This window comes from Streptomyces sp. NPDC014991 (assembly GCF_043080665.1).
GTDB lineage: Bacteria > Actinomycetota > Actinomycetes > Streptomycetales > Streptomycetaceae > Streptomyces.
On the sequence record NZ_JBIBVY010000009.1, the window covers coordinates 154,046 to 176,947 of the forward strand.

At 70.8% G+C, this 22,902-nt stretch carries 26 protein-coding genes and 1 pseudogene; 11 read left to right on the forward strand and 16 right to left on the reverse strand.

Annotated elements, in window-relative coordinates; translation table 11 throughout:
- Positions 1-436: 436 nt before the first annotated feature.
- From ACF1BE_RS16745 to ACF1BE_RS16760, 4 genes are read left to right on the forward strand one after another with little or no spacing between them, the layout of a single operon-like run.
- Positions 437-1,237 (forward strand): ABC transporter permease, encoded by an 801-nt coding sequence (locus tag ACF1BE_RS16745; protein ID WP_392199770.1) that lies wholly within the window; start codon positions 437-439, stop codon positions 1,235-1,237.
- Entirely contained in the window at positions 1,230-2,075 is an 846-nt protein-coding gene (locus ACF1BE_RS16750; protein ID WP_392199771.1) for an ABC transporter permease, read from the forward strand. Before ACF1BE_RS16745 ends, ACF1BE_RS16750 begins: the two co-directional genes overlap by 8 nt.
- 1 nt (position 2,076) lies before the next feature.
- The gene (locus ACF1BE_RS16755) at positions 2,077-3,039 is read left to right on the forward strand and encodes an ATP-binding cassette domain-containing protein (RefSeq protein WP_392199772.1); all 963 of its coding nucleotides are present in this window, start codon (positions 2,077-2,079) and stop codon (positions 3,037-3,039) included.
- A 9-nt stretch (positions 3,040-3,048) separates the two neighbouring features.
- Entirely contained in the window at positions 3,049-3,843 is a 795-nt protein-coding gene (locus ACF1BE_RS16760; RefSeq protein WP_392199773.1) for a DUF1707 domain-containing protein, read from the forward strand.
- 51 nt (positions 3,844-3,894) lie between these two features.
- On the opposite strand, the gene ACF1BE_RS16765 is transcribed toward ACF1BE_RS16760, so the two are convergent.
- Positions 3,895-4,302: a hypothetical protein gene (locus tag ACF1BE_RS16765; RefSeq protein WP_392199774.1), complete on the reverse strand. Its 408-nt coding sequence runs from the start codon at positions 4,300-4,302 to the stop codon at positions 3,895-3,897.
- A 399-nt stretch (positions 4,303-4,701) separates the two neighbouring features.
- Between ACF1BE_RS16765 and ACF1BE_RS16770 the strand changes: the two genes are divergently transcribed.
- A complete protein-coding gene (locus ACF1BE_RS16770) occupies positions 4,702-4,986 on the forward strand; it encodes a carbohydrate-binding module family 20 domain-containing protein (protein WP_392199775.1) in 285 nt (94 codons plus the stop codon).
- Positions 4,987-5,101: 115 nt separating this feature from the next.
- Here ACF1BE_RS16770 and rph read toward each other — a convergent pair whose 3' ends face one another.
- Positions 5,102-5,839, reverse strand: coding sequence for a ribonuclease PH (rph, locus tag ACF1BE_RS16775; RefSeq protein ID WP_392199776.1), 738 nt, complete (start codon positions 5,837-5,839; stop codon positions 5,102-5,104).
- 94 nt (positions 5,840-5,933) lie between these two features.
- Positions 5,934-6,167 (reverse strand): glucose PTS transporter subunit EIIB, encoded by a 234-nt coding sequence (locus tag ACF1BE_RS16780; protein WP_392199777.1) that lies wholly within the window; start codon positions 6,165-6,167, stop codon positions 5,934-5,936.
- Positions 6,168-6,353: 186 nt separating this feature from the next.
- Between ACF1BE_RS16780 and ACF1BE_RS16785 the strand changes: the two genes are divergently transcribed.
- Positions 6,354-7,664 carry a PTS transporter subunit EIIC gene (locus ACF1BE_RS16785; RefSeq protein WP_392199778.1) on the forward strand — a complete coding sequence of 437 codons (1,311 nt, stop codon included), beginning with the start codon at positions 6,354-6,356 and terminating at the stop codon, positions 7,662-7,664.
- A gap of 209 nt (positions 7,665-7,873) precedes the next feature.
- Positions 7,874-9,142 (forward strand): PTS transporter subunit EIIC, encoded by a 1,269-nt coding sequence (locus ACF1BE_RS16790; RefSeq protein ID WP_392199779.1) that lies wholly within the window; start codon positions 7,874-7,876, stop codon positions 9,140-9,142.
- Positions 9,143-9,211: 69 nt separating this feature from the next.
- On the opposite strand, the gene ACF1BE_RS16795 is transcribed toward ACF1BE_RS16790, so the two are convergent.
- Complete coding sequence (locus ACF1BE_RS16795) at positions 9,212-9,964, reverse strand: MBL fold metallo-hydrolase (RefSeq protein WP_392199780.1); 753 nt, start codon at positions 9,962-9,964, stop codon at positions 9,212-9,214.
- A gap of 238 nt (positions 9,965-10,202) precedes the next feature.
- On the opposite strand from ACF1BE_RS16795, the gene ACF1BE_RS16800 reads away from it, so the two are divergent.
- Entirely contained in the window at positions 10,203-10,661 is a 459-nt protein-coding gene (locus ACF1BE_RS16800; RefSeq protein ID WP_392199781.1) for a type II toxin-antitoxin system PemK/MazF family toxin, read from the forward strand.
- Between the two features lie 54 nt (positions 10,662-10,715).
- Here ACF1BE_RS16800 and ACF1BE_RS16805 read toward each other — a convergent pair whose 3' ends face one another.
- From ACF1BE_RS16805 to clpS, 8 genes are all read right to left on the reverse strand, one after another.
- Entirely contained in the window at positions 10,716-11,165 is a 450-nt protein-coding gene (locus ACF1BE_RS16805; RefSeq protein ID WP_392199782.1) for a hypothetical protein, read from the reverse strand.
- Between the two features lie 63 nt (positions 11,166-11,228).
- Entirely contained in the window at positions 11,229-12,179 is a 951-nt protein-coding gene (locus ACF1BE_RS16810) for a PLP-dependent cysteine synthase family protein (protein ID WP_392199783.1), read from the reverse strand.
- A gap of 17 nt (positions 12,180-12,196) precedes the next feature.
- Entirely contained in the window at positions 12,197-12,475 is a 279-nt protein-coding gene (locus ACF1BE_RS16815; protein ID WP_356823868.1) for a MoaD/ThiS family protein, read from the reverse strand.
- A gap of 119 nt (positions 12,476-12,594) precedes the next feature.
- The gene (locus tag ACF1BE_RS16820; RefSeq protein ID WP_324612360.1) at positions 12,595-12,690 is read right to left on the reverse strand and encodes a putative leader peptide; all 96 of its coding nucleotides are present in this window, start codon (positions 12,688-12,690) and stop codon (positions 12,595-12,597) included.
- 95 nt (positions 12,691-12,785) lie between these two features.
- Positions 12,786-13,217, reverse strand: coding sequence for a Mov34/MPN/PAD-1 family protein (locus ACF1BE_RS16825; RefSeq protein WP_392199784.1), 432 nt, complete (start codon positions 13,215-13,217; stop codon positions 12,786-12,788).
- 155 nt (positions 13,218-13,372) lie between these two features.
- Complete coding sequence (locus ACF1BE_RS16830; RefSeq protein WP_392199785.1) at positions 13,373-14,809, reverse strand: amino acid permease; 1,437 nt, start codon at positions 14,807-14,809, stop codon at positions 13,373-13,375.
- A gap of 328 nt (positions 14,810-15,137) precedes the next feature.
- On the reverse strand, positions 15,138-15,743 hold the full coding sequence (locus ACF1BE_RS16835; RefSeq protein ID WP_392199786.1) for a DUF2017 domain-containing protein: 606 nt from the start codon (positions 15,741-15,743) through the stop codon (positions 15,138-15,140).
- 13 nt (positions 15,744-15,756) lie between these two features.
- Entirely contained in the window at positions 15,757-16,074 is a 318-nt protein-coding gene (gene clpS / locus ACF1BE_RS16840) for an ATP-dependent Clp protease adapter ClpS (RefSeq protein WP_392199787.1), read from the reverse strand.
- A 55-nt stretch (positions 16,075-16,129) separates the two neighbouring features.
- On the opposite strand from clpS, the gene ACF1BE_RS16845 reads away from it, so the two are divergent.
- Together ACF1BE_RS16845 and ACF1BE_RS16850 are read left to right on the forward strand one after the other, a co-directional pair.
- Positions 16,130-17,476 carry a nicotinate phosphoribosyltransferase gene (locus tag ACF1BE_RS16845; RefSeq protein WP_392199788.1) on the forward strand — a complete coding sequence of 449 codons (1,347 nt, stop codon included), beginning with the start codon at positions 16,130-16,132 and terminating at the stop codon, positions 17,474-17,476.
- Positions 17,477-17,578: 102 nt separating this feature from the next.
- A complete protein-coding gene (locus tag ACF1BE_RS16850; RefSeq protein ID WP_392199789.1) occupies positions 17,579-18,166 on the forward strand; it encodes a nicotinamidase in 588 nt (195 codons plus the stop codon).
- A gap of 25 nt (positions 18,167-18,191) precedes the next feature.
- Here ACF1BE_RS16850 and ACF1BE_RS16855 read toward each other — a convergent pair whose 3' ends face one another.
- Positions 18,192-18,518, reverse strand: a complete 327-nt coding sequence (locus ACF1BE_RS16855; protein ID WP_392199790.1) for a hypothetical protein — start codon at positions 18,516-18,518, stop codon at positions 18,192-18,194.
- Positions 18,519-18,639: 121 nt separating this feature from the next.
- A complete protein-coding gene (locus tag ACF1BE_RS16860) occupies positions 18,640-20,997 on the reverse strand; it encodes an immune inhibitor A domain-containing protein (protein ID WP_392199791.1) in 2,358 nt (785 codons plus the stop codon).
- Positions 20,998-21,358: 361 nt separating this feature from the next.
- On the opposite strand from ACF1BE_RS16860, the gene ACF1BE_RS16865 reads away from it, so the two are divergent.
- Positions 21,359-21,595 (forward strand): hypothetical protein, encoded by a 237-nt coding sequence (locus ACF1BE_RS16865; protein WP_392199792.1) that lies wholly within the window; start codon positions 21,359-21,361, stop codon positions 21,593-21,595.
- A 153-nt stretch (positions 21,596-21,748) separates the two neighbouring features.
- Here ACF1BE_RS16865 and ACF1BE_RS16870 read toward each other — a convergent pair.
- Both ACF1BE_RS16870 and ACF1BE_RS16875 read right to left on the reverse strand, forming a co-directional pair.
- Positions 21,749-22,183 (reverse strand): annotated as a pseudogene (locus ACF1BE_RS16870) (MFS transporter); the annotation flags it as partial.
- A gap of 103 nt (positions 22,184-22,286) precedes the next feature.
- Positions 22,287-22,865, reverse strand: a complete 579-nt coding sequence (locus tag ACF1BE_RS16875; RefSeq protein WP_392199793.1) for an RDD family protein — start codon at positions 22,863-22,865, stop codon at positions 22,287-22,289.
- Positions 22,866-22,902 lie beyond the last annotated feature (37 nt).

Genomic DNA, 22,902 nt, shown 5'->3' on the forward strand with positions numbered 1-22,902 from the left:
CTCGGCGCCCCGGGCACCGGTACCGGTACCGCGGTTCGTGGGGCCGGCCGGGCCGGTCGTGGTGTGCTGGGGGCGGGCGGCGGGCTCGTGGGGCAGCCGCCCCGCGGTGTCGTCGGACCCGCTCGTCCCCCCGCGCGGCTCGCGGCGCCCCGGGTTCCCCGGCCCTTCAGCCGGCAGCGGCTTTTTCGGTGCCGCGCCCTCGTTCGGCTGCTGCGGCTGCGGCTCGTCGCTCATGTCGTGCACGGACTCCTGTTTCGCGTCGTACGTTCCCGTACGCCTCGTACGCCTTCTGCGCCCCCTGTTTGAAGACTCTCGCACCTGGCGTTCCGTTCCCGGATTCCGGCACGCTTCCGGCCGGATAACGCGTGGCCGACCACCGGGGCTCCGGACTAGGCTCCTGCGCTTCGGTGCGAGCAGTCCGAGGAGGTCGACTGGCGTGGGTGCGGGACGGTTGTATGCGGCCGTCGCGGCAGGGGGCTTCAGACGGTACGCGACCTACCGGGCCGCCACTGCGGCAGGGGTGTTCACGAACACGGCCTTCGGGCTGATCCTCGTCTACACCTACCGCGCGCTGTGGGACCAGAAGCCGCACCTCGGCGGGTACGACCAGGCGCAGGTCGTCACCTATGTCTGGCTCGGCCAGGCGTTCCTGTCGACGCTCGCGATCGGGGGTGGCGGCGTCGAGGAGGAGTTGATCGAGCGCATCCGTACGGGCGATGTGGTGATCGACCTGTACCGGCCGGCCGACCTCCAGCTGTGGTGGCTGGCGGCGGACCTGGGCCGGGCGTTGTTCCAGCTGCTCGGCCGGGGACTCGTCCCGTTCCTGTTCGGTGCGCTGTGCTTCCCCGTGCACCTGCCGTCCGACGCCGGCACCTGGGTCGCCTTCCTCGTCGCCGTACTGCTCGCGATGCTGGTGGGTTTCGGCATCCGGTACCTGGTGGCGCTGAGCGCCTTCTGGCTGCTGGACGGCACCGGCGTGGCACAGATGGCCTGGCTGCTGGGGTACTTCTGCTCGGGGATGCTGCTGCCGCTGAACGTGTTCCCGGGCGCGTTCGGCGAGGTCGTACGGGCGCTGCCGTGGTCCTCGCTGCTCCAGGCGCCGGCGGACATCCTGCTGGGTCACGGGGAGCCGCTGCCCACCTTTCTGTTCCAGGCGGCGTGGGCGGTGGTACTGCTGGGCGCGGGGCGGCTGGTGCAGTCGGCGGCGACGCGCCGGGTGGTGGTGCAGGGTGGCTGAGGGGAGCCCGGCGGAGCCGGGGGCGCTGGAGCGCGTGGCCGGGTGGGTGCGGGCGTACCGGCTGGTGGCGGGGATGTGGGTGCGGTCCACCATGGCCTACCGCGCGTCCTTCGCCATGACCACGTTCGGGAACTTCGCGGCGACCTTCTTCGACTTCGTCACGATCATGCTGATGTTCTCCCGGGTGGACACGCTGGGCGGTTACTCGCTGCCCGAGGTGGCGTTCCTGTACGGGCTGTCCGCGACCTCGTTCGGGCTGGCGGATCTGGTGATCGGCTCCATGGACCGGTTGGGGCGGCGGGTGCGGGACGGCACGCTGGACACGCTGCTGGTGCGGCCGGCGCCGGTGCTGGCGCAGGTGGCGGCCGACCGGTTCGCGCTGCGCCGGCTGGGCCGGGTGACGCAGGGGGCGCTGGTGCTGGGCTGGTCGCTGACCCGGCTGGACGTCGCGTGGACGGTGCCGAAGGTGCTGCTGATGCCGGTGACGGTGGTGAGCGGCTTCGGGATCTTCGCCGCGGTGTTCGTGGCGGGGGCGGCGTTCCAGTTCCTGGCGCAGGACGCCTCGGAGGTGCAGAACGCCTTCACCTACGGCGGTACGACGCTGCTGCAGTACCCGCCGACGGTGTTCGCGAAGGAGCTGGTGCGCGGGGTGACGTTCGTGCTGCCGCTGGCCTTCGTCAACTGGCTGCCCGCGTGCTACGTGCTGGGGCGGCCTTATCCGCTGGACCTGCCGGAGTGGGCCGCGTTCACACCGCCGCTGGTGGCGGTGGGGTGCTGTGCGCTGGCGGGGTCGGCCTGGCGGGCGGGACTCCGTTCGTATCGCGGCACAGGGAGTTAGCGTGAGTGACCTCATCGCACTGGAGAAGGTCGAGAAGGTCTTCGAGGTGCGCCGGAAGGCCGGGTTCCTCAAGCGGGAGCGGCACGAGGTGCGGGCGGTGGACTCGATCTCGTTCACCGTGGCGCGCGGGGAGATGGTCGGGTACATCGGGCCGAACGGCGCGGGTAAGTCGACCACGATCAAGATGCTGACCGGCATCCTGACGCCGAGCGCGGGACGGCTGCGGGTGGCCGGCATCGATCCGGCGCGGGAACGGGCGCGGCTGGCGCACCGGATCGGGGTGGTGTTCGGGCAGCGGACCACGCTGTGGTGGGACCTGCCGCTGGCCGACTCCTACCGGCTGGCGCACCGCATGTACCGCATCCCGGACGCCCGTTACCGCCAGAACCTGGACCGGCTGGTGGACCTGCTGGACCTGGGTGCCCTGTTGGACGTGCCGGTGCGGCAGCTGTCGCTGGGGCAGCGGATGCGCGGGGACATCGCGGCGGCGCTGCTGCACGATCCGGAGGTGCTGTACCTGGACGAGCCGACGATCGGTCTGGATGTCGTGTCGAAGGCCAGGGTGCGGGAGTTCCTGCGGGAGGTGAACGCCGAGCGCGGTACGACGGTGCTGCTGACCACGCACGACCTCCAGGACATCGAGCAGTTGTGTTCGCGGGTGATGGTGATCGACCACGGGCGGCTGGTGTACGACGGTTCGCTGGCGGGGCTGCACGAGGCCGGCGAGAGCGAACGGACGCTGGTGGTGGACCTGGAGCGGGAGCTGCCGCCGGTCGAGGTGGCGTCGGCGCGGGTGGTGCGGGTGGAGGGGCCACGGCAGTGGCTGGCGTTCCCCGCGGGGCAGTCGGCGGCGCCCCTGGTGGCGGATCTGGCGGCCCGGTACCCGCTGGTGGACCTGTCGGTGCGGGAACCGGACATCGAGGCCGTCATCGCCAGGATGTACGCGGAGAGGGCGGTCTCGTAGGGTGTCGCCATGAGCGACGACGCAGCCCCGGACCTCCGGGCGTCCGACGCCGACCGTGAGCGAGTCGCCGAGATCCTGCGGGACGCCCTGGCCGAGGGGCGGCTCGTCATGGAGGAGTTCGAGGAGCGGCTGGAGGCGGCCTACACCGCGCGGACGTACGGCGAGCTGGCGCCGCTGACCCGCGATCTGCCCGGGGCCGGCGCCGTGGCACCGGCCCCCGTCTCCTTCAGCAAGGCGCCGGTGGGTGACGGCGGTTGGGCCGACCGGATCACCGGGGGCGCGGGGTCCTCGACGGGGGCGGTCGCGATCCTGTCGGGGTTCGAGCGCAAGGGCCGCTGGACGGCGCCGAAGCGGTTCAGCTGCTTCGCGTTCATGGGTGGCGGCGTCATCGATCTCCGGGACGCGGACTTCGCGGACCGTGAGGTCGAGATCGTCTGTGTGGCGGTCATGGGCGGCCTCCAGATCGTCGTGCCGCCGGGGGTCGAGGTCGTCGTACGCGGGATCGGGGTGATGGGCGCCTTCGAGCATCCGGCGGACGGCGGGCCGCCCGCGCCGGGTGCCCCGCGGGTGGTCGTCGGTGGTTTCGCGTTCTGGGGCGGGGTCGGTGTGGAGCGCAAGCTTCCGCGCGCGGAGCGGCAGCGGCTGAAGGAGCGGCGCCGCCAGGAGAAGCTGGAGCGCCGGGAGTCCCGGCACGAGCTGCGGCGCGCGCGCCGTGCGGAGCGGCACGAGCTGGACCCGGCACGCCGGGCCGGGCGTTGGGACAAGCAGCGGGAGCGGGAGCGGTACCGCGGCGGGGAGCACTGAGGCTCCCGCACAGCCACGGGTGACCGCGGCCTCCCCTGGGCCCCGACGCCCCTACGACGTGCAGACCTTGGTGAGTTCGCCGGCCGCGTCGGTGACGGGACCGACGTCGGGGGTGTCGTCGCCGTCGCGGATGGCGGCGCGGACGTTGCCGATGGCCTGGTTCAGGTCGTCCACGGCCTTGTTCACGTCGGTGTCGTCCGTCTTGTCACCGATCTTCCGCAGGCTCTTCTCGATGGAGTCGAGCGAGGCGTCGGTCTGCGAGGGGTCGTCGGCGGCGTTCTCCACGGCCTGCTGGAGGTCGGTGACGTTGTCGGCGATGGCGTCGGCGGTCTGTACGCAGTCCAGGGCCTTGTTCACGGCGTCGCAGCCGGTGGTGAGGCCGGCGGTGAGTGCGGCGGCGGCCACGACGGCGGCGATGGCGGTGACGCGGCCCCGGCGTGAGCGTCGGCTGGCGGCCATGTTGGGTTCCCCTCCCTGGTACGGCTGGCCGGGCGCACGCCGATGGGCCGTGCGCCCGTACCCACTGGGACGCCGGGGAGGCCCGGCGGGTTGCCCGTGGGACCTCGCCTTCCTCCTACGCGAGCGTGGCCGAGCCGCATGAAATGTTCTGCGTCATCTTGCAAGGGTTGCAGGGCCTTTCGCGGGGCCTGGCCACGGGCCGGGAGGCGGCCCGCACATGTCATTCCGGAGAAGTGCGCGTGGGTCCGTGCCTTGCCGGGCCTGCCCGAGGCCTGCCCTCCGGGTCCGGCATTTCGTTCAGGACTTGATGAAGCTCCTGAAGAAACGCGGGCCGTGCGGCCGGATCGCATCGCTGATCGAACGCTTGAAGGACGTTCGATCACTCCCTGAATTCACACCGTGTTGGGATGTGGGCGGACGCGGGCCCGGACCCGCCTCCGCCCCCGGCGGCGCCCGCCGCCACCCGTCACCGAAGGGGATCACGCCGTCCCCCTGGGCACCATCGCGAGCGCCTACCCGCACCGGTCGAGCAGCGTCCAGCTGCCCGTCGACGTCACGGTCCAGTACAAGTATGTCAAGCGCTCCCCCACCGGCGTCCTGACCTGGGAGAGCACCCCCAACCGCACCCTGACCGTCTCCCAGGACCCGCCGGGCACCGACGACCGCTGGAACGTCACCCCGTGACACCCGGGGCCGACGCCCCCCGGTGCCGGGGCCGAGCGGTACGGGACAGACACCGCTCGGCCCCGGCACCCGCAGCATCCCCGCCCCGCGCCCGGCATGATCCGAACGAGAGGGCCTAGCTCTCCCGGGTCCGCGCCAGGGCGGCCTGCTGGAGCGTGGTCAGGTCGGCGCAGCCGGCGACGGCGAGGTCGAGCAGGGCGTCGAGTTCCGCGCGGGCGAACGGCTGGGCCTCGGCGGTGCCCTGCACCTCGACGAAGCGGCCGTCGCCGGTGCAGACGACGTTCATGTCGGTCTCGGCGCGCACGTCCTCCTCGTAGCAGAGGTCGAGCAGCGGAACGCCGCCGACGATGCCGACGGAGACGGCGCTCACGGTGCCGGTGAGCGGCTGCCGGCCGGCCTTGACGAGCTTCCTGCCCTGGGCCCAGGCGACGGCGTCGGCCAGGGCGACGTAGGCGCCGGTGATGGCCGCGGTGCGCGTGCCGCCGTCGGCCTGGAGGACGTCGCAGTCGAGGACGACGGTGTTCTCGCCGAGCGCCTTGTAGTCGATGACGGCGCGCAGGGAGCGGCCGATGAGCCGGGAGATCTCGTGGGTGCGGCCGCCGATCCTGCCCTTGACGGACTCGCGGTCGCCGCGGGTGTTGGTGGCGCGGGGCAGCATGGCGTACTCCGCGGTGACCCAGCCCTCACCGCTGCCCTTGCGCCAGCGCGGGACGCCTTCGGTGACGGAGGCGGTGCAGAGGACCCGGGTGTCACCGAAGGAGACGAGGACGGAGCCCTCGGCGTGCTTGCTCCATCCCCGTTCGATGGTGACCGGGCGGAGCTGTTCGGGGGTACGGCCGTCGATGCGAGACATGCCGACGAGCCTATCGGCACAGGCGGAAGGGGCTCCTCCCGTGTCGGGATGAGCCCCTTGCGGGTGAACCGGGTTCACCGGTGAGCCAGCGTGCTCACATCATGTCCTCGATCTCCGCGGCGAGCGGGTCGGCGTCGGTGCCGATGACGACCTGGATCGCGGAGCCCATCTTCACGACGCCGTGGGCGCCGGCGGCCTTCAGGGCGGCCTCGTCGACCAGCGAGGGGTCGGACACCTCGGTGCGCAGCCGGGTGATGCAGCCCTCGATCTCCTCGATGTTGTCGATGCCGCCGAGCCCGGCGACGATCTTCTCAGCCTTGCTGGCCATGTTCCTTCTCCCTGATCCGAACCGCTTTGTCGCAGTAACCCACAGTTGGCCCATCTTCGCGAGCGGTCATGCCGTCCGTGCCGAATGATGGCGATCACGACAGCGGAACCGTCCGCCGACTGGTCTACACCACCCTGGGGAAGGTCGCCAAACCGCCTCCCGGTCGGGCGCCCCGGAAAGGACGCCATGAGTGCCGAGAGCACGGCCGGCCCCGCCCGGGTCCACGCCGACCGGCTGTTCCAGGGCCTCCAGAAGATGGGCCGCAGCCTTCAGTTGCCCATCGCGGTGCTGCCGGCCGCGGGCATCCTGAACCGGTTGGGCCAGCCCGACGTGTTCGGCGACCAGGGCCTGGGCTGGACCGACGTCTCGAAGGTGATGAAGGGGGCGGGCGGCGCGCTGCTCGACGGCTCCCTCGGCCTGCCGCTGCTGTTCTGCGTGGGCGTCGCGATCGGCATGGCGAAGAAGTCGGACGGCTCCACGGCACTGGCGGCGGTGGCCGGCTTCCTCGTCTACTACAACGTCCTGCACCAGTTCCCCGAGCGGTGCCCGGGCGGCTCCACGGCGGTCCCGGACGTCGGCTGCCAGGTGAGCGTCGGTGCGGGCGTCGGCGCGGTGACGGCGTTCACGTTCCAGAACCCCGGGGTGTTCGGCGGCATCGTGATGGGCCTGCTGACCGCCTTCTTCTGGGCCCGCTACCACCGCACCCGGCTGGTGGACTGGCTGGGCTTCTTCAACGGCCGCCGCCTCGTCCCCATCATCATGGCGTTCGTCGCGATCGCCTTCGCGGCCCTGTGCCTGTGGGTCTGGCCGCCGGTCGGCGACGCACTGGAGAGCTTCGCGCACTGGCTGCGGGACCTGGGCGCGTGGGGCGCCGGCCTCTTCGGCCTCGCCAACCGGGCGCTGCTCGTCATCGGCCTGCACCAGTTCCTGAACGTGCCCGTCTGGTTCCAGTTCGGCACCTACACGCCACCGGGCGGCAAGCCCGTGCACGGTGACATCAACATGTTCCTGGCGGGCGATCCGGACGCCGGCCAGTTCACCACGGGCTTCTTCCCGATCATGATGTTCGCGCTGCCGGCCGCCGCGCTGGCGATCACGCACTGCGCCCGGCCGGAACGCCGCAAGGAGGTCGGCGGCCTGATGCTCTCGGTCGCGCTGACGTCGTTCGTGACGGGCATCACCGAACCCCTGGAGTACTCCTTCCTGTTCGTCGCGCCCGCGCTGTACGCCGTCCACGCCGTGCTCACCGGCGTCTCCCTGGGGGTGAGCTGGGCGCTCGGGGTGCACGACGGCTTCAGCTTCTCCGCGGGCCTGATCGACTACGTCATCAACTGGAACCTGGCGACGAAGCCGTGGGCGATCATCCCGATCGGCCTGGCGTTCGCGGCGGTGTACTACGCCGTCTTCCGGTTCGCGATCACGCGGTTCGGCCTGCGGACGCCGGGGCGGGAGCCGGCCGAGGTGGCGGAGGAGATGGACCGCGACAACGTGAGGTGAGCGGGGGCCGGCCTGGCCGTCCGGACGAGTACGCGCTGTAGCGCCGTGACCGCGGATTCGTGGGTTCCTTATCCCGCGTTCATCGTGCTACAACAGGTCTACACCACTGAGTGGTGTAGACCAGAGACGCTGCCGTCCCCCTCCATGGTTCCCGGGCGGCGCCCTGCCCTCCCCCAGCCTCAGGCCGGGGGCACCTCCAGGAGGAAGTTGTGACCACGGCCAGCGCCGCTCCGGCGGCCGACCAGAAGAAGAAGGGCGCCGGCGTGATGGCCGTCCTCCAGCGTATCGGGCGCAGCCTGATGCTGCCGGTGGCCGTGCTGCCGGCCGCCGCCCTCCTGGTGCGCCTCGGCAACACCGACATGCTGGGACGCCCGTCCTTCCCGGCCTTCCTGACGAAGATCGCGTCCTTCATGGCCGCCGGTGGCAACGCGATCCTCGACAACATGGCGCTGCTGTTCGCGGTGGGCATCGCCATCGGCTTCGCGAAAAAGTCGGACGGCTCCACCGCCCTCGCGGCGGTCACCGGTTACCTGGTCTTCAAGAACGTGCTCGGCACGTTCACCGACAAGAACCTGCCCAAGGTGGCGACCGTCGTCGACGGCAAGGTCCACATGGTGAACGCCCCGGTGGACGCCAAGGTCCTCGGCGGCGTGGTGATGGGCATAGTCGTGGCCCTGCTGTACCAGCGCTTCTACCGCACCAAGCTGCCCGACTGGGCGGGCTTCTTCGGCGGCCGTCGTCTCGTCCCGATCCTGTCGGCCTTCGCCGGTCTCCTCCTCGGCATCGTGTTCGGCTACATCTGGCCGGTCCTCGGCACGGGCCTGCACAACTTCGGCGAGTGGCTGGTCGGCTCGGGCGCGGTGGGCGCGGGCATCTTCGGTGTCGCCAACCGTGCGCTGATCCCGATCGGCATGCACCACCTGCTGAACTCGTTCCCGTGGTTCCAGGCGGGCGAGTACCACGGCAAGAGCGGTGACATCGCGCGCTTCCTGGCCGGCGACCCGCACGCGGGCCAGTTCATGACCGGCTTCTTCCCGATCATGATGTTCGCCCTGCCGGCCGCGTGCCTGGCCATCGTCCACTGCGCCCGGCCCGAGCGCCGCAAGGTCGTCGGCGGCATGATGTTCTCGCTCGCGCTGACGTCCTTCGTCACCGGCGTCACCGAGCCCATCGAGTTCACGTTCATGTTCATCGCGCCGGTCCTGTACGCCATCCACGCGGTCCTCACCGGCCTGTCGCTGGGGCTGACCTGGGCGCTGGGCATGAAGGACGGCTTCGGCTTCTCGGCGGGCGTGGTCGACTTCGGCCTGAACCTGGGTATCGCCAGCAACCCCTGGGGCCTGGTCGTGGTCGGCCTGTGCTTCGCGGTCGTCTACTACGTGGTCTTCCGCTTCGCGATCACCCGGTTCAACCTGCCCACGCCGGGCCGCGAGTCCGACGAGGAACTGGCCGAACTCCAGAAGGCCGAGGGCAAGTAGCCCGGCCGGCCCGGACAGCGCGCGGGGCCCCGGAACCGGGACGGTTCCGGGGCCCCGCGCATGCCACGGTCAGATGTCGTACGTCTGTCCCGGCGCCGCCAGCGCCACCGGCCCGGCGAACACCTCACGGGCGTCCCGCAGGTTGACCAGCGGGTCGGTCCACGGCGGGATGTGGGTGAGCACCAGGCGGCGGGCGCCCGCGCGGGCCGCCGTCTCGCCCGCCTCACGGCCGTTGAGGTGCAGGTCGGGAATGCTCTCCTTGCCGTGCGTGAACGCGGCCTCGCAGAGGAACAGGTCGGTGTCCCGGGCCAGCTCGTCCAGCGTCGCGGTGACGCCCGTGTCGCCGGAGTACGTCAGGGACGTACCACCGTGCTCGACCCGGATGCCGTACGCCTCCACGGGGTGGCGGACCCGCTCCGTGTGCACGGTGAACGGGCCGATCTCGAACGTGGACGGCTTGACCGTGTGGAAGTCGAAGACCTCGCTCATGGAGGAGGCCGACGGGGTGTCCCCGTAGGCCGTGGTCAGCCGGTGCTCGGTACCCTCGGGGCCGTAGACCGGGACGGGCCCGCACCGGCCGCCGTCATGGCGGTAGTAGCGCGCCACGAAGTAGGCGCACATGTCGATGCAGTGGTCGGCGTGCAGATGGCTGAGGAAGATCGCGTCGAGGTCGTAGAGACCGCAGTGGCGCTGGAGCTCGCCGAGGGCGCCGTTGCCCATGTCGAGAAGCAGCCGGAAGCCGTCGGCCTCGAGGAGGTAGCTCGAGCAGGCCGATTCCGCGGACGGGAACGACCCCGAGCTGCCGACGACGGTGAGCTTCATGAAGCAGAAACCTCCGCTGGCGGAAAACCGGTGGGCGGGACGGGAGGGCCAGTCAGAACGGGGGCTGACGGGGGTCGTGCGGTGCGTCGAGCGTAAGGCGCGAGAGCGCGGGTCGCTCCTTCGCCAGGGGCCGTTGTGGGCGAACTCACCTGTGCTGTCACCGGATCGGCTGGACCCGGGGCGCACAGGATTCACCGGAGGGCGCGCGATGTGCGGCGCGCGCCGGTAACGTCGTCGTATGGACACGTCCTGGTGGCTGGCGCTCGCTGCCGTGGTACTGCTCGCGCTGGTCGCCACGCTCGTCGACGGCTGGGGCCGCGGTCGCCGGCCGGGCGGGCGGCGGCTGCGGCCCCCGGGCCGGCCGGGCAGACGGACGGCCCACGCGGTACGGCCCTCCCCCGGCGACATCTGGTGGGCGGAGGTGCCCTACGAGGACCGGGCCGCGGTGAAGGACCGGCCCTGCCTGGTGCTGGCCGTGCGCGGCGACCGGGCCACGGTCGCGAAGATCACCAGCAAGTACCACGACGAGCGCAGCGGGGTGATCCCGCTGCCGCCTGGTGCGGTCGGCGACGCCCGGGGCCGGCCCAGCTTCCTCGAGACCGACGAGCTGCGCGAGGTGCCGGTGGGCGACTTCCGGCGCCGGGTGGGCGTGGTCGACCCGGTCCTGTGGGACCAGGTGCGCCACCTCGCGGGCTAGGGTCTTTCGTTCGGATCAGGCCGGATCAGCCCGGCATGATCCGAACGAGAGGGCCTAGCCGACCCGCACGGTCACCGTCCACTCCTCGATGCCCTTGCAGGAGACCCGGCCCGGTGCGGTGGGCTCGGCGCACAGCGGGCGGGACGAGGTGAGCTTCACCGTGCCGGCGGCCACCGCCCGGTAGGCGGCCGAGGCGTCACCCGGCCGCAGGACGAAGCCCGCGTTGATGGCCCGCAGACCGGCGCCGCTCGCGGCGACCGCCTTCCAGGGTCGGGCACGGGTGCCGTGCAGGGTGAGCCGGATCTCGCCGCCCTCGGCCACGCAGACGGTACGGCCGTGGTCGGCGGCCGTCAGCTCCGCGTGGCCGGTGCAGCCGCCGGCGGACCGGGTGGGAGACGGCGGCGCCGACGCCTTGCCGCTGCTCCCGGTGTCCTTCTGCTGGGAGCCGCAGCCCGCGAGGAGCAGCGCTGCCGCCGCGAGGGCGAGGGGGGTCGTACGGCGCATGGGGTCCGCCTTCCTGCCGGTGTCCTGGTACGGATGTGACGTACCACCGGCGCGGTCGGATCCCTACGCCCAGAGCTGGCCCTGGAGCGTCTCGATGGCCTCCTGAGTGGTGGCCGCCGTGTAGACGCCGGTGGAGAGGTACTTCCAGCCGCCGTCGGCCACGACGAAGACGATGTCGGCGCTCTCGCCCGCCTGGACGGCCTTCCTGCCGACGCCGATCGCCGCGTGCAGGGCCGCGCCGGTGGAGACGCCCGCGAAGATGCCCTCCTGCTGGAGGAGTTCGCGGGTGCGGGTGACCGCGTCGGCGGAGCCGACCGAGAAGCGGGTGGTGAGCACGGACGCGTCGTACAGCTCCGGGACGAAGCCCTCGTCGAGGTTCCTCAGCCCGTACACCAGGTCGTCGTAGCGGGGTTCGGCGGCGACGATCCTGACGTCCGGCTTGTGCTCGCGCAGGTAGCGGCCGACGCCCATGAGGGTGCCGGTGGTGCCGAGACCGGCCACGAAGTGGGTGATCGAGGGGAGGTCGGCGAGGATCTCCGGGCCGGTCGTGGCGTAGTGGGCGCCCGCGTTGTCCGGGTTGCCGTACTGGTAGAGCATCACCCAGTCGGGGTGCTCGGCGGCCAGCTCCTTGGCCACGCGTACGGCGGTGTTGGAGCCGCCGGCGGCCGGTGAGGAGATGATCTCGGCGCCCCACATGCCGAGCAGCTCCCGGCGCTCCTGCGAGGTGTTCTCCGGCATCACGCACACCATGCGGTAGCCCTTGAGCTTGGCCGCCATGGCGAGGGAGATGCCGGTGTTGCCGGAGGTGGGCTCCAGGACGGTGCAGCCCGGGGTCAGCCGGCCGTCCTTCTCCGCCTGCTCGATCATGTGCAGGGCGGGGCGGTCCTTGACCGAGCCGGTGGGGTTGCGGTCCTCCAGCTTGGCCCAGATCCGGACCTCGGAGGACGGCGACAGCCGCGGCAGGCGCACCAGGGGGGTGTTGCCCACCGCGGCCAGCGGGGAGTCGTAGCGCATCGCTGGTCAGCGGCCGATCAGCGCATGCCGCCGGCCACGGCCGGCAGGATCGTCACGTTGTCGCCGTCGGACAGCTTGGTGTTGATGCCGTCCAGGAAGCGGACGTCCTCGTCGTTCAGGTACACGTTGACGAAGCGGCGCAGCTGGTCGCCGTCCACGATGCGGGCCTGGATGCCCGCGTGCCGGGCCTCGAGGTCGGCGAACAGCTCGGCGAGGGTGTTCCCGCTGCCCTCCACCGCCTTCTGGCCGTCGGTGTACGTGCGGAGGATGGTGGGGATGCGGACCTCGATGGCCATGGCTCAGGGCTCCTGTCGGAAGGTGTCGGGTCGGTGGGCGCGCGGCGGCGCGGGGCGCACGGGTGGCGTACGGGGGTCTGGACGCCGCGGCTCACGGCCGTACGGCGGCAGGGCCGGCGTCAACAGATGGCGCTGGCGAGCCTGCACAGGTCGACGTGCAGCCGCGCCACGAGCAGCGTGCCCGGCGTCTTCTCGCTCACGTCGTGGGAAACCATGGGCTCATCGTATCGATTCCCCCGCCGCTTCCCGGAGGGTGTTCCCACATCTCGGACGAGATTCGTTCACGAAGTGAGACGAGGTGCGGCTGGTGTCACTGGGACGGGTACGCCTCCACCACCTTGACCTCCTCCTCGGTGACCTCACCGGCGAGGATGCGGAACGAGCGGAACTGGAACTCGCCGGCGCCGTCGGTGTCGGCCGTGGAGACCAGGACGTAGTGGGCGCCCGGCTCGTTGGCGTAGGAGATGTCCGTGCGGGAGGGGTAGGCCTCGGTCGCGGTGTGGGAGTGGTAGATGACCACCGGCTCCTCGTCGCGGTCGTCCAGTTCGCGGTAGAGCTTGAGCAGGTCCTGGGAGTCGAACTCGTAGAAGGTGGGCGAGCGGGCCGCGTTGAGCATCGGGACGAACCGCTCGGGGCGGCCGGAGCCCGCCGGGCCGGCGACCACGCCGCACGCCTCGTCGGGGTGGTCCTCGCGCGCGTGGGCGACGATCTGGTCGTACAGGGCCTGGGTGATGGTCAGCATGGGGGTCAGGATAAGCAGAGGGGCCGTCCCGTACCGGGGGTCGGTACGGGACGGCCCACATGCCGGGCGTCCTGAGCGGCAGCCGCCGGGGGCGCCACGAGTGCTCCCGGCGGCCGTGACGTCCCGAGGAGGTGTCCTGCGGGGCGCCCGGGTCCTCAGCGCTTGCGGAAGGCAGCGGCCTCCGGGTTGCGCCGCTTGAGCACCACGTAGGCGACGCCGAGGATCAGGGCCCACAGCGGCGCGCAGTACAGCGAGACGCGGGCGTCCTTGTCGATGCCCATCATCACGATCACCATGCCGATGAAGGCGAGCGCGAACCAGCTGGTGAACGGGGCGCCCGGCGCACGGAACTCCGAGCGGGGCAGCTCACCGCGGTCGGACTTGGCGCGGTAGCGGATCTGGCAGAACAGGATGACGATCCAGGCCCACATGCCGGAGATGGTGGCGAAGGACACCACGTAGTCGAACGCCTTGCCCGGCCACTGGTAGTTGATCCACACGCCGACCAGCATCAGCGCGGCGGAGACCGACGTGCCGACGAGCGGGGTGCCGCTGGCCGTCAGCCGGGTGAACGCCTTCGGGCCCTGGCTGTTCAGCGCGAGGTCGCGCAGCATGCGGCCGGTGGAGTACATGCCGGAGTTGCAGGAGGACAGCGCCGCGGTGAGCACGACGAAGTTCACGATGCCGGCGCCGGCGGCCAGGCCCATCTTCTGGAACGCGGCCACGAACGGGCTGACACCCGGGTGGAAGTTGGTCCACGGCACGACCGAGAGGATCATGATCAGCGCGCCGACGTAGAAGACGGCGATGCGCCACGGCACCGTGTTGATCGCCTTGGGCAGCACGGTCTTGGGGTCCTTGGACTCGCCCGCGGTCACACCGACCAGCTCGACGGCGAGGAAGGCGAACATGACCATCTGGAGGGTCATCAGGGTGCTGCCGACGCCGTGCGGGAAGAAGCCGCCCTCGTTCCACAGGTGGCTGACGGAGGCGGTGTCACCGGCGTCGGAGAAGCCGATCGTGAGGATGCCGGCGCAGATCAGGATCATGCCGATGATGGCGGTGACCTTGACCATGGAGAACCAGAACTCCAGCTCGCCGAAGAGCTTCACGGAGATCAGGTTGGCGCCGTACAGGACGACGGTGAAGATCAGGGCCGAGATCCACTGCGGGATGTTCCACCAGTACGTCATGTAGGCGGCGGCCGCGGTGACCTCGGTGATGCCCGTGACCACCCAGAACAGCCAGTACGTCCATCCGGTGACGAAACCGGCGAACGGGCCGATGAACTCGCGCGCGTACTCCGAGAACGAACCCGACACCGGGCGGTACATCAGCAGCTCGCCGAGTGCCCGCATGATGAAGAAGATGACGAGGCCCGCGATGGCGTACGCCAGGATCAGGCTGGGGCCCGCCTTGGAGATGCCCTTGCCCGCGCCGAGGAACAGGCCGGTGCCGATGGCACCGCCGATGGCGATCATCTGGATCTGCCGGGCACCGAGCCCGCGCTGGTAGCCCTCGCCGCCCTCGTGATCCTCGGCCCGCACGGCCTCATTGCCGTCGTGATGCTGGTCGACCTGCGCTGAGGTCATGTGTGGTGCGCCTTTCTCCATGCCGATCCGGGCCTGTCGTCGGCCTCGGACCGGGTCTCGATCCCCCTGGATTTTCTGGAGCTGTTGCCTGGCCGACGGTCGTCGGCTCGGTGGCGCACCCGGCCGGAACATGGGTGGTGTTCGCCGGGCGGTCGTGAAGATTTATCACGGCCGCAACACTGATCACAGGGGTGTGGTGTGGTGCATCACACAGGTAGAAGGGGACAAAAGGTGCTCGAATGCGCCAAAACCGGCCGCAACGGTGACGGGATCGTTATCCGGATTTGAGCGTCCTCTGAGCGAACAGTGCCGGAGGGGAATGACCGGATTACGGCATAAGGGTGGTGACCAAGGTCTCCTGGAGGCCGCCCAGCCACAGGTAGGCCAGCACCATCGGCTTGCGCGGGTCCTCCTCAGGGAGCCGGTAGAGCAGGTCGGTGTCGTCCTCGTCGGTGATCTCCAGGCGGGAGCCGATCGCCAGCCGGAGGTCGTTGAGGGCGCCGAGCCACTGCCGCGACTCCTGCGGGGACAGCTTGAGCACCGCCCCGCCCTCGTCCACCGGGGCGAGCGCGTCCAGGGTGCGGATCACCGTCAGCGCGCTCTCCCGCTTGCCGGCGCGCAGGTCGTTCTCGGTGAAGCGGCGGAACTCCGCGGAGTGCGCCCGCCGTTCCTCGGCCTCGGCCGACGAGGCGGGGGTCTGCTCCGGGTCGCTGTAGGCGTCCGGGAAGAGCCGGCGCAGCACCGGGTCCGCGGGCGGCTCGCTCGGCCCCTCGGCGAACAGCTCGGCGAGCGGGTCGTCGGGGGCGTCGGCACCGGGGCCGGGGCCGATCAGCTCCAGGAGCTGGACGGCCAGCGACCGGATGATGGAGATCTCGACGTCGTCGAGCGCGACGGCCGCGCCGCCGCCGGGGAGCGGTTCGAAGTGTCCGGGCATGAGTGGTCGGTCGCTACTTCCGGTCCTGCTGGAGGGTGGCCCACAGACCGTAGCCGTGCATCGCCTGCACGTCGCGTTCCATCTCCTCGCGGCTTCCGCTGGAGACGACCGCCCGGCCCTTGTGGTGGACGTCGAGCATGAGCTTGGTGGCCTTGTCCTTGGAGTAGCCGAAGTACGTCTGGAAGACGTACGTCACGTAGCTCATGAGGTTGACCGGGTCGTTGTGGACGATCGTGACCCAGGGGACGTCGGGCTCGGGTACGGCGAAGACCTCCTCCGCCGACTCGGTGCGTTCGATCTCTACGGGCGCGGGTGACGTCACAGAGCCCATGCTGCCACGCGCGCGATAAATCGTCACACTGACGAGATGGGGGTACTATCTTGCCATGAACACAGCGGACCTTGGGCTGCCGGTGGACGTTCCCTCGACGGCACTCTTCACGGACCAGTACGAGCTGACCATGCTGCGGGCCGCGCTGAAGGCCGGCACGGCCGAGCGGCGGAGCGTGTTCGAGGTCTTCACCCGGCGGCTGCCGGACGGGCGGCGCTACGGCGTGGTGGCCGGCACCGGGCGCGTCCTGGACGCGGTCGAGAACTTCCGCTTCGACGCCGGCGTGCTCGGCTTCCTGCGCGAGCAGGGGATCGTCGACGAGGAGACCCTGGCGTGGCTCGCCGACTACCGCTTCAGCGGTGACGTCTGGGGCTACCCCGAGGGCGAGGTCTACTTCCCGGGCTCGCCGATCATGCGCGTCGAGGGCAGCTTCGCCGAGTGCGTCCTGCTGGAGACCGTGATCCTCTCCATCCTCAACCACGACTCGGCGATCGCCGCGGCGGCCTCCCGCATGGCCTCCGCCGCCGGTGACCGCCCGCTGATCGAGATGGGCGCCCGGCGCACCCACGAGCTGGCCGCCGTGGCCGCCGCGCGGGCCGCGTACGTCGGCGGCTTCACGACCACCTCCGACCTGGCCGCGGGCTTCCGCTACGGCATCCCCACCGTGGGCACCTCGGCCCACGCCTTCACCCTCCTGCACGACCGCGAACGCGACGCCTTCCAGGCGCAGGTCGACACCCTCGGCCGCGGCACGACCCTGCTGGTGGACACCTACGACGTCACCGAGGCCGTCCGTACGGCGGTGGAGGTGGCCGGACCCGGGCTGGGCGCCGTCCGCATCGACTCCGGCGACCTGCTGCTGGTGGCCCACCGGGTGCGCCAGCAGCTGGACGAGCTGGGCGCGACCGGCACCAGGATCATCGTGACTTCCGACCTGGACGAGTACGCCATCGCCTCGCTGGCCGCGGCGCCCGTGGACGCGTACGGCGTCGGCACCCAGCTGGTCACCGGCTCCGGGCACCCGACCGCCTCCATGGTCTACAAGCTGGTCGCCCGCGCCGAGACCGCCGACCCGAAGGCGCCGCTGGTGCCGGTCGCGAAGAAGTCCAGTGGCGGCAAGACCTCCGTCGGCGGACGCAAGTGGGCCGCGCGCCGCACCGACGCGGAGGGGATCGCGGAGGCCGAGGTCGTCGGCACCGGGCCGGTCCCGCCCGGGCTGGCCGGCCGCGAACTGCAGGTTCAGCTGGTCAAGGGCGGCGAGGTGATCGCCCGCGAGCCGCTGGACGTGCCGCGCGACCGCCACATCGCGGCCCGCGCGAAGCTGCCGCTCTCCGCCACCCAGCTCTCCCGGGGCGAACCCGTCCTTCCGACGGAGTACGTCCACGGGGGCTCGGGTAGCTAGGACGACACGGCCGGGAGCGGGACCGCGGTCCGTCCCCCTCCCGCACCGGCCGGTAAGTCCCTAGGCTCAGTCATCTGTCTCCTCACCCGAAGGACACCCGCCATGCGCCGCGCCCTGATCGTCGTAGACCTCCAGAACGACTTCTGCGAGGGAGGCAGCCTCGCGGTGTCCGGCGGTGCGGACGTGGCCGCCGCCGTCACCGAGCTGATCGGCCAGGCGGCGGGCACCGGATACCGCCATGTGGTGGCCACGCGTGACCACCACATCGCGCCCGGCGGCCACTTCGCGGACGACCCCGACTACGTCCGCTCCTGGCCCGCGCACTGCGTCGCGGGCACGGAGGGCGTCGGCTTCCACCCGAACTTCGCCCCCGCCGTCGCCTCCGGCGCGGTGGACGCCGTGTTCGACAAGGGGGCGTACTCGGCGGCCTACAGCGGGTTCGAGGGCACCGACGAGAACGGGGTCGCGCTCGCCGACTGGCTGCGCGGCCGGGAGATCGACGAGGTGGACGTCGTCGGCATCGCCACGGACCACTGCGTGCGCGCCACCGCGCTGGACGCCGTGCGGGAGGGTTTCCGTACGCACGTGCTGCTGGACCTGACCGCGGGAGTGGCCGAGGAGACCACCACGCGCGCCCTGCGGGAACTGCGCGAGGCGGGTGTGGAGCTGACCGGGAAGCCCGCCGTCTGACGGGGCCGGCCGGCACCCGGGCGGCTCAGGCGCGGGCGGCGGGCCGGCGCAGCAGGGCCCTGATCGGCTGCCACAGCTCCGTCACGGTGACACCGTTGTCCGCGGCCGTGCGCCATATCAGGCCGTCGGGATGGTGCAGCACCGCCGTGACCTCGTCCGGCGTGGGAGGCAGCGCGTTGCCCCGCAGGTACACCGCCCGCAGCCCCAGGTTGCGCAGCCGGGTCAGGGCGCGTGCCCGGTTCCGGGCGTGGACCAGGACCCGCACCGCGGCCGGGCTCCCGGCGGGACTCGGCAGGTTCAGCGCCACCACCACCGTGTTGTCCGGCAGCGTGCAGTAGCCTCCAGCGGCCATGCGGTCACATCCCCGTCCGGGTCGGTGTCAATAAGCGGTCCACAGGACGCACCTAAACACGACCGGCGGCAACCCGCCAAGGGGTTGCCGCCGATACGCCTGTGACCTGCGGAGATGTGGACTACTTCACCGCGGGGCCGACCTTGAGCTGGATCGAGGAGCCGTCCTTGGCCTCCTTGACGATCGTGATCTTGGTGTTGGTGTCAGTGACCTTGACGCCGCCGGTGGGGTTCGACGCGTCGTAGTAGGTGCCGGTGTGGTCGTTGAAGACCGGGACACCCTTAGACGCCTTGATCTTCAGGGCGACGTCGGCCTTGTGCAGGGTGATGCCGTCCGTGCCGTAGAGGCTGAACGGGGAGTCGTACGCCTGGACACGGTTGCGCAGCAGCGTGCCGTCGGCCCACTTCAGCGCCTTCGGGTGCGAGTCGACCGGCAGGATCAGACCGGTGCCCGGGTGACCGTTGGTGTCGTTGGTGTTGTTGTCCGCCTGGGAGGTGTCCCACTTCCAGACCAGCAGGCCGTTCTGGTAGGGGTAGTGCTCCACCCAGTCGGGGCGCGACGCGAAGCCGAAGTTGTACGGGCCGCTCTTGAGCGTCTTGTCGTACGACACGTACTGCCGGTTCTCGGCGATGTAGTACTGCGCGTAGTTCTTCGTGAACGACGCGCCGATCCGGGAGAAGCCCGCCGCGGTCCAGCCGGCGTCCGCCGTCTCGGCGTTGTCCGAGAACACCGGGGCGCCGTCGGCGGTCACGGTGATCTCGTCGGCCGTGAAGCCGTTCTCCGCGACACCGCCGTCGGTGGCGTAGCGGAAGCGCACGTCGATCTTCTTGCCCGCGTAGGCGTCGAGCGGGAACGACAGCTTCTTGTGCGTCTGCGAGAAGCCGGTCAGCGCCGCCTTGCCGCTGGCGTCACGCGGGAGGGCCTGGCCGTCCGCCGTGCCGTCCAGGGCCGTCCAGTTGGCGCCGCCGTCGGTCGACACCTCGGTGTAGACGTAGTCGTAGCCTTCCTCGGTGGCCCACCACCCGTCCAGGCTGAGGTTCGCCGACGACTTGCCGGTGAGGTCAACGGTCCGGGTCAGCGTGTTCTTCAGGTCGTTGCCGCTGCCGCTCCACCACTGGGTCGAGCCCTCCGCGGGCTGGGTGATCGTGGTGGTGACGGCCTTTTCCGGCAGGGACACCACGAGGGCCTGCTTGTCCCACGTGTTGTACTCGGCGGGGCCGAGCTTGTGCGTGGACTGCTTGCCCGCCTTGGCGTTGTCGTAGTTCAGCCAGCCCAGCTGGAGCTTGTCCCAGGCGTTCATGTCACCGGGCAGGTCGCCGATGGACTCCTTGCCGGTGCCCAGCCAGGAGCCCGACGACATCAGGGTCCAGAAGCCGGTGGAGTTGTCGCCGCCGGCGGTGTCGTACTCGTCCGGCAGGCCGAGGTCGTGGCCGTACTCGTGGGCGTAGACACCGAGGCCGCCGTTCTCCGGCTGGATGGTGTAGTCGCCGACCCAGATGCCGGTGTCGCCGACCTGCGCGCCGCCGAGCTTGTTGCTGCCGGGGCCGGTGGCGCCGGCGTCGGTGCCGAAGGCGTACCAGCGGTGGGCCCAGATCGCGTCCTTGCCCTGCGCGCCGCCGCCCGCGGACTCGTCCTCACCGGCGTGCACGATCTGGAAGTGGTCGACGTAACCGTCGGGCTCGTTGAAGTTGCCGTCGCCGTCGTAGTCGTAGCGGTCCCACTGGTCGTACTTGGCCAGGTCCGCCTTGATGTCGGCGTCGGACTTGCCTGCCTTCTTCTGCTGGGCGACCCAGGCGCCCAGACCGTCGCTGACGACGTTCCACACGCTCGGGCAGTTGGTCTGGCCGCACGCGTTGTTGCCGTAACGGGCCTCGTTGTAGGGGACCTTGACCCAGTCGGTGACCTCGCCGGAGACCGAGTAGCGGCCCGAGGACTGCTTCTCGTAGTACTTCTTCAGCGACTCGGTCTTCTTGCCGGTGCCGAAGTAGAGGTCCTGGTAGTGCTTCTTGTCGTAGTCCTTCTGCCAGGCCGTGGAGTTGTCCTTCTTGCGGTCCGGCGCGGCTATCTTGTTGTGCAGCGGGCCCGCGGTGCCACCGTACTTGGGGTCCGTCTGGTTCCCGAACTCCACCAGGATCGTGAAGATCTTGTCGGTCTTCTCGCGGCTCAGCTCGACGTATTTGCTCTGGCCCTTGCGGCTCTTGAGCTTGACTACCTTGGAGCCGTTACGCTCCTGCGCGGTGGCCTTGCCCGATATGAGCTGCTTCAAGGCCTCCTCGCGCTGGGCGTCCTGGGTCTTGCTCAGCGGACCGTCCAGGTCGTGCTTCTGCTGCTTGACCGGGGCCGGGTCGTGCCGGTTGGCGGCCGCGGGCCGGTCCTGCGTACCCGCCTCCGCGACGGCGAAGGTGGTGAACGTGGCGGAGGCCGCCGCGAGCGTCACGCCGATGGCGGCCGCTCTGTACGTCCAGGATCTGCTGGTCACTTGAGTTCCTCCCCCGCGCCGCGCGCACGGACAGAGGGTTCCAGGGCATGGAGGAATCCGTGCGCGCTCGATCAACGCGTGTATCAAGTGACGACATTTGACTAGAGGTTTGACGGAAAAGACAGACCTTGACTTGAGCAGGACAAGTGCACTATGCGGAGGTGACGTTCGCTTTACGGACAGGTGTCGCCCCACCGCACGGCGCAGGGAGCCGTCCGTCCGGCGGGACCGGTGTCTCCGTGCGCCCCCCGTGCACCGGTACCGTGGGTTAGGCCACGCTTACCGGGCGTCCCGCTCGGGCATGCACGCCAAGAGAGCCCCACGGCACCCCATCCCCGAAACCGCCGAGGACACGATTGCCATGCCTCGTCCGACCGCCGCACAGCTCGCCTACGGTGTCTGCACCGTGATCCTCTCGACCTTCGCCATGCTGCTGCTGTCGCAGGCGAGTTCGGGCGTGGGGATCAGCGTCATCGCCCTCGCGGCCCTCGCGCTGGGGCTGCTGGTCGCCCTGACGGCCCCCGCCCCGCGGGCCCGCCCGGCGCAGGCGCCCGCCGCGGCCGTACCGGACGAGGAGCGCGTGCCCACGTCCTTCTGACCGGGACTCACCGTCAGTGCGAGCGGCGGCTCCGCGGCGAGTGCGCGGGTCCGCTCCGCGCGGATCGCGAGATTCTGACCAGTGCCGCGAGATGGCGGGCCGGGCCAGTACGGCGAGCAGCGCCACGAGCGCGCACACGCCCCGCCGGCCGGCCCGGCCGTAGACGCGTGCCCCGAGCCAGGAACCCGCGCTGCCACCCAGGTAGGCACAGGTCATGTAGGCCGTGTCGAGCCGGCTGCGGGCGTCGGGACGCAGGGCGTGGACCCGCGCCTGGTTGGCGACCATGCCGGACTGCATCGCGATGTCGAGCAGCAGCGTGCCGACGACGAGAGCGGTCAGCCCGGGGACGCCACCCCGGGCACCGGCGGCCAGGACAGCGACCGAGACGAGGACCGCGAGCATGCGGACGAGGTTCACCGGATCCGGGCCGTGACGGTCCACCAGGCGTCCGGCGAGCGGGGTGCAGAACTTGGTCGCGCCGCCGACCAGGGCGAGCAGCCCCACGGCCTGGGCCCCCATGCCGTGGGCCGGTCCGTCGAGGAGGAGCGCCAGGCAGGTCCACCCGGCCGAGAAACCCGCGAAGACCATCGCCTGGTGGAAGCAGGAGCGGCGCAGACCGGGCTCGGTGCGCAGCAGGCGCAGCGACAGGTCCTGTACCCGCGCAGCCCTCTCGGCGACCGGCTGGCCGGCGTCAACCGGTGCTGACCACCACCGTCTTGGCCGCCTTGTCGTGCAGGCCCTGCTTGTACGGCTTGTCGAAGTAGCTCCACCCGCCCGCGATCAGCGTCCACAGGCAGCAACAGCAGAAGGCGAACGGCAGCCACAGCACCAACGAGCGGATCAGTGTGGTCTGCACGGAGGGGGTGGTGCCGTTGTCCAGGTCGGCCACTCGCATGGCGAGCCACTTCTTGCCCAGGGTCTGCCCCGTCCTGCTGATCATGACGGTGTCGTAGGCGACGTAGAGCACGGCCATGACGACGGCCGGGGCGACGGACCGGCCGACCTGCACGCGGTCGCCGTCGACGTAGTACCCCCGCAGCCCGGACGCCCAGATGAGCAGCAGGACGACGACACCGACGAGGACCATGTCGATGATCCTCGCGAGCGTCCGCCGGGCGCTGTCGGCGAGCGGGGGCATACCGGCCAGGGGGTCGCCGGGGTAACCGGGGCCGCCACCGCCGTCGTACGGTCCGCCGCCGTACGGGGGTGTCGGGCCGCCGCCGGGCGGCGGGGGCGGGGATCCGGAGCCGGAGGGCGGTTCGCTGATCATGGCCCGAGTGCACCGCGGCTCTTCCGGCCCCGCATCC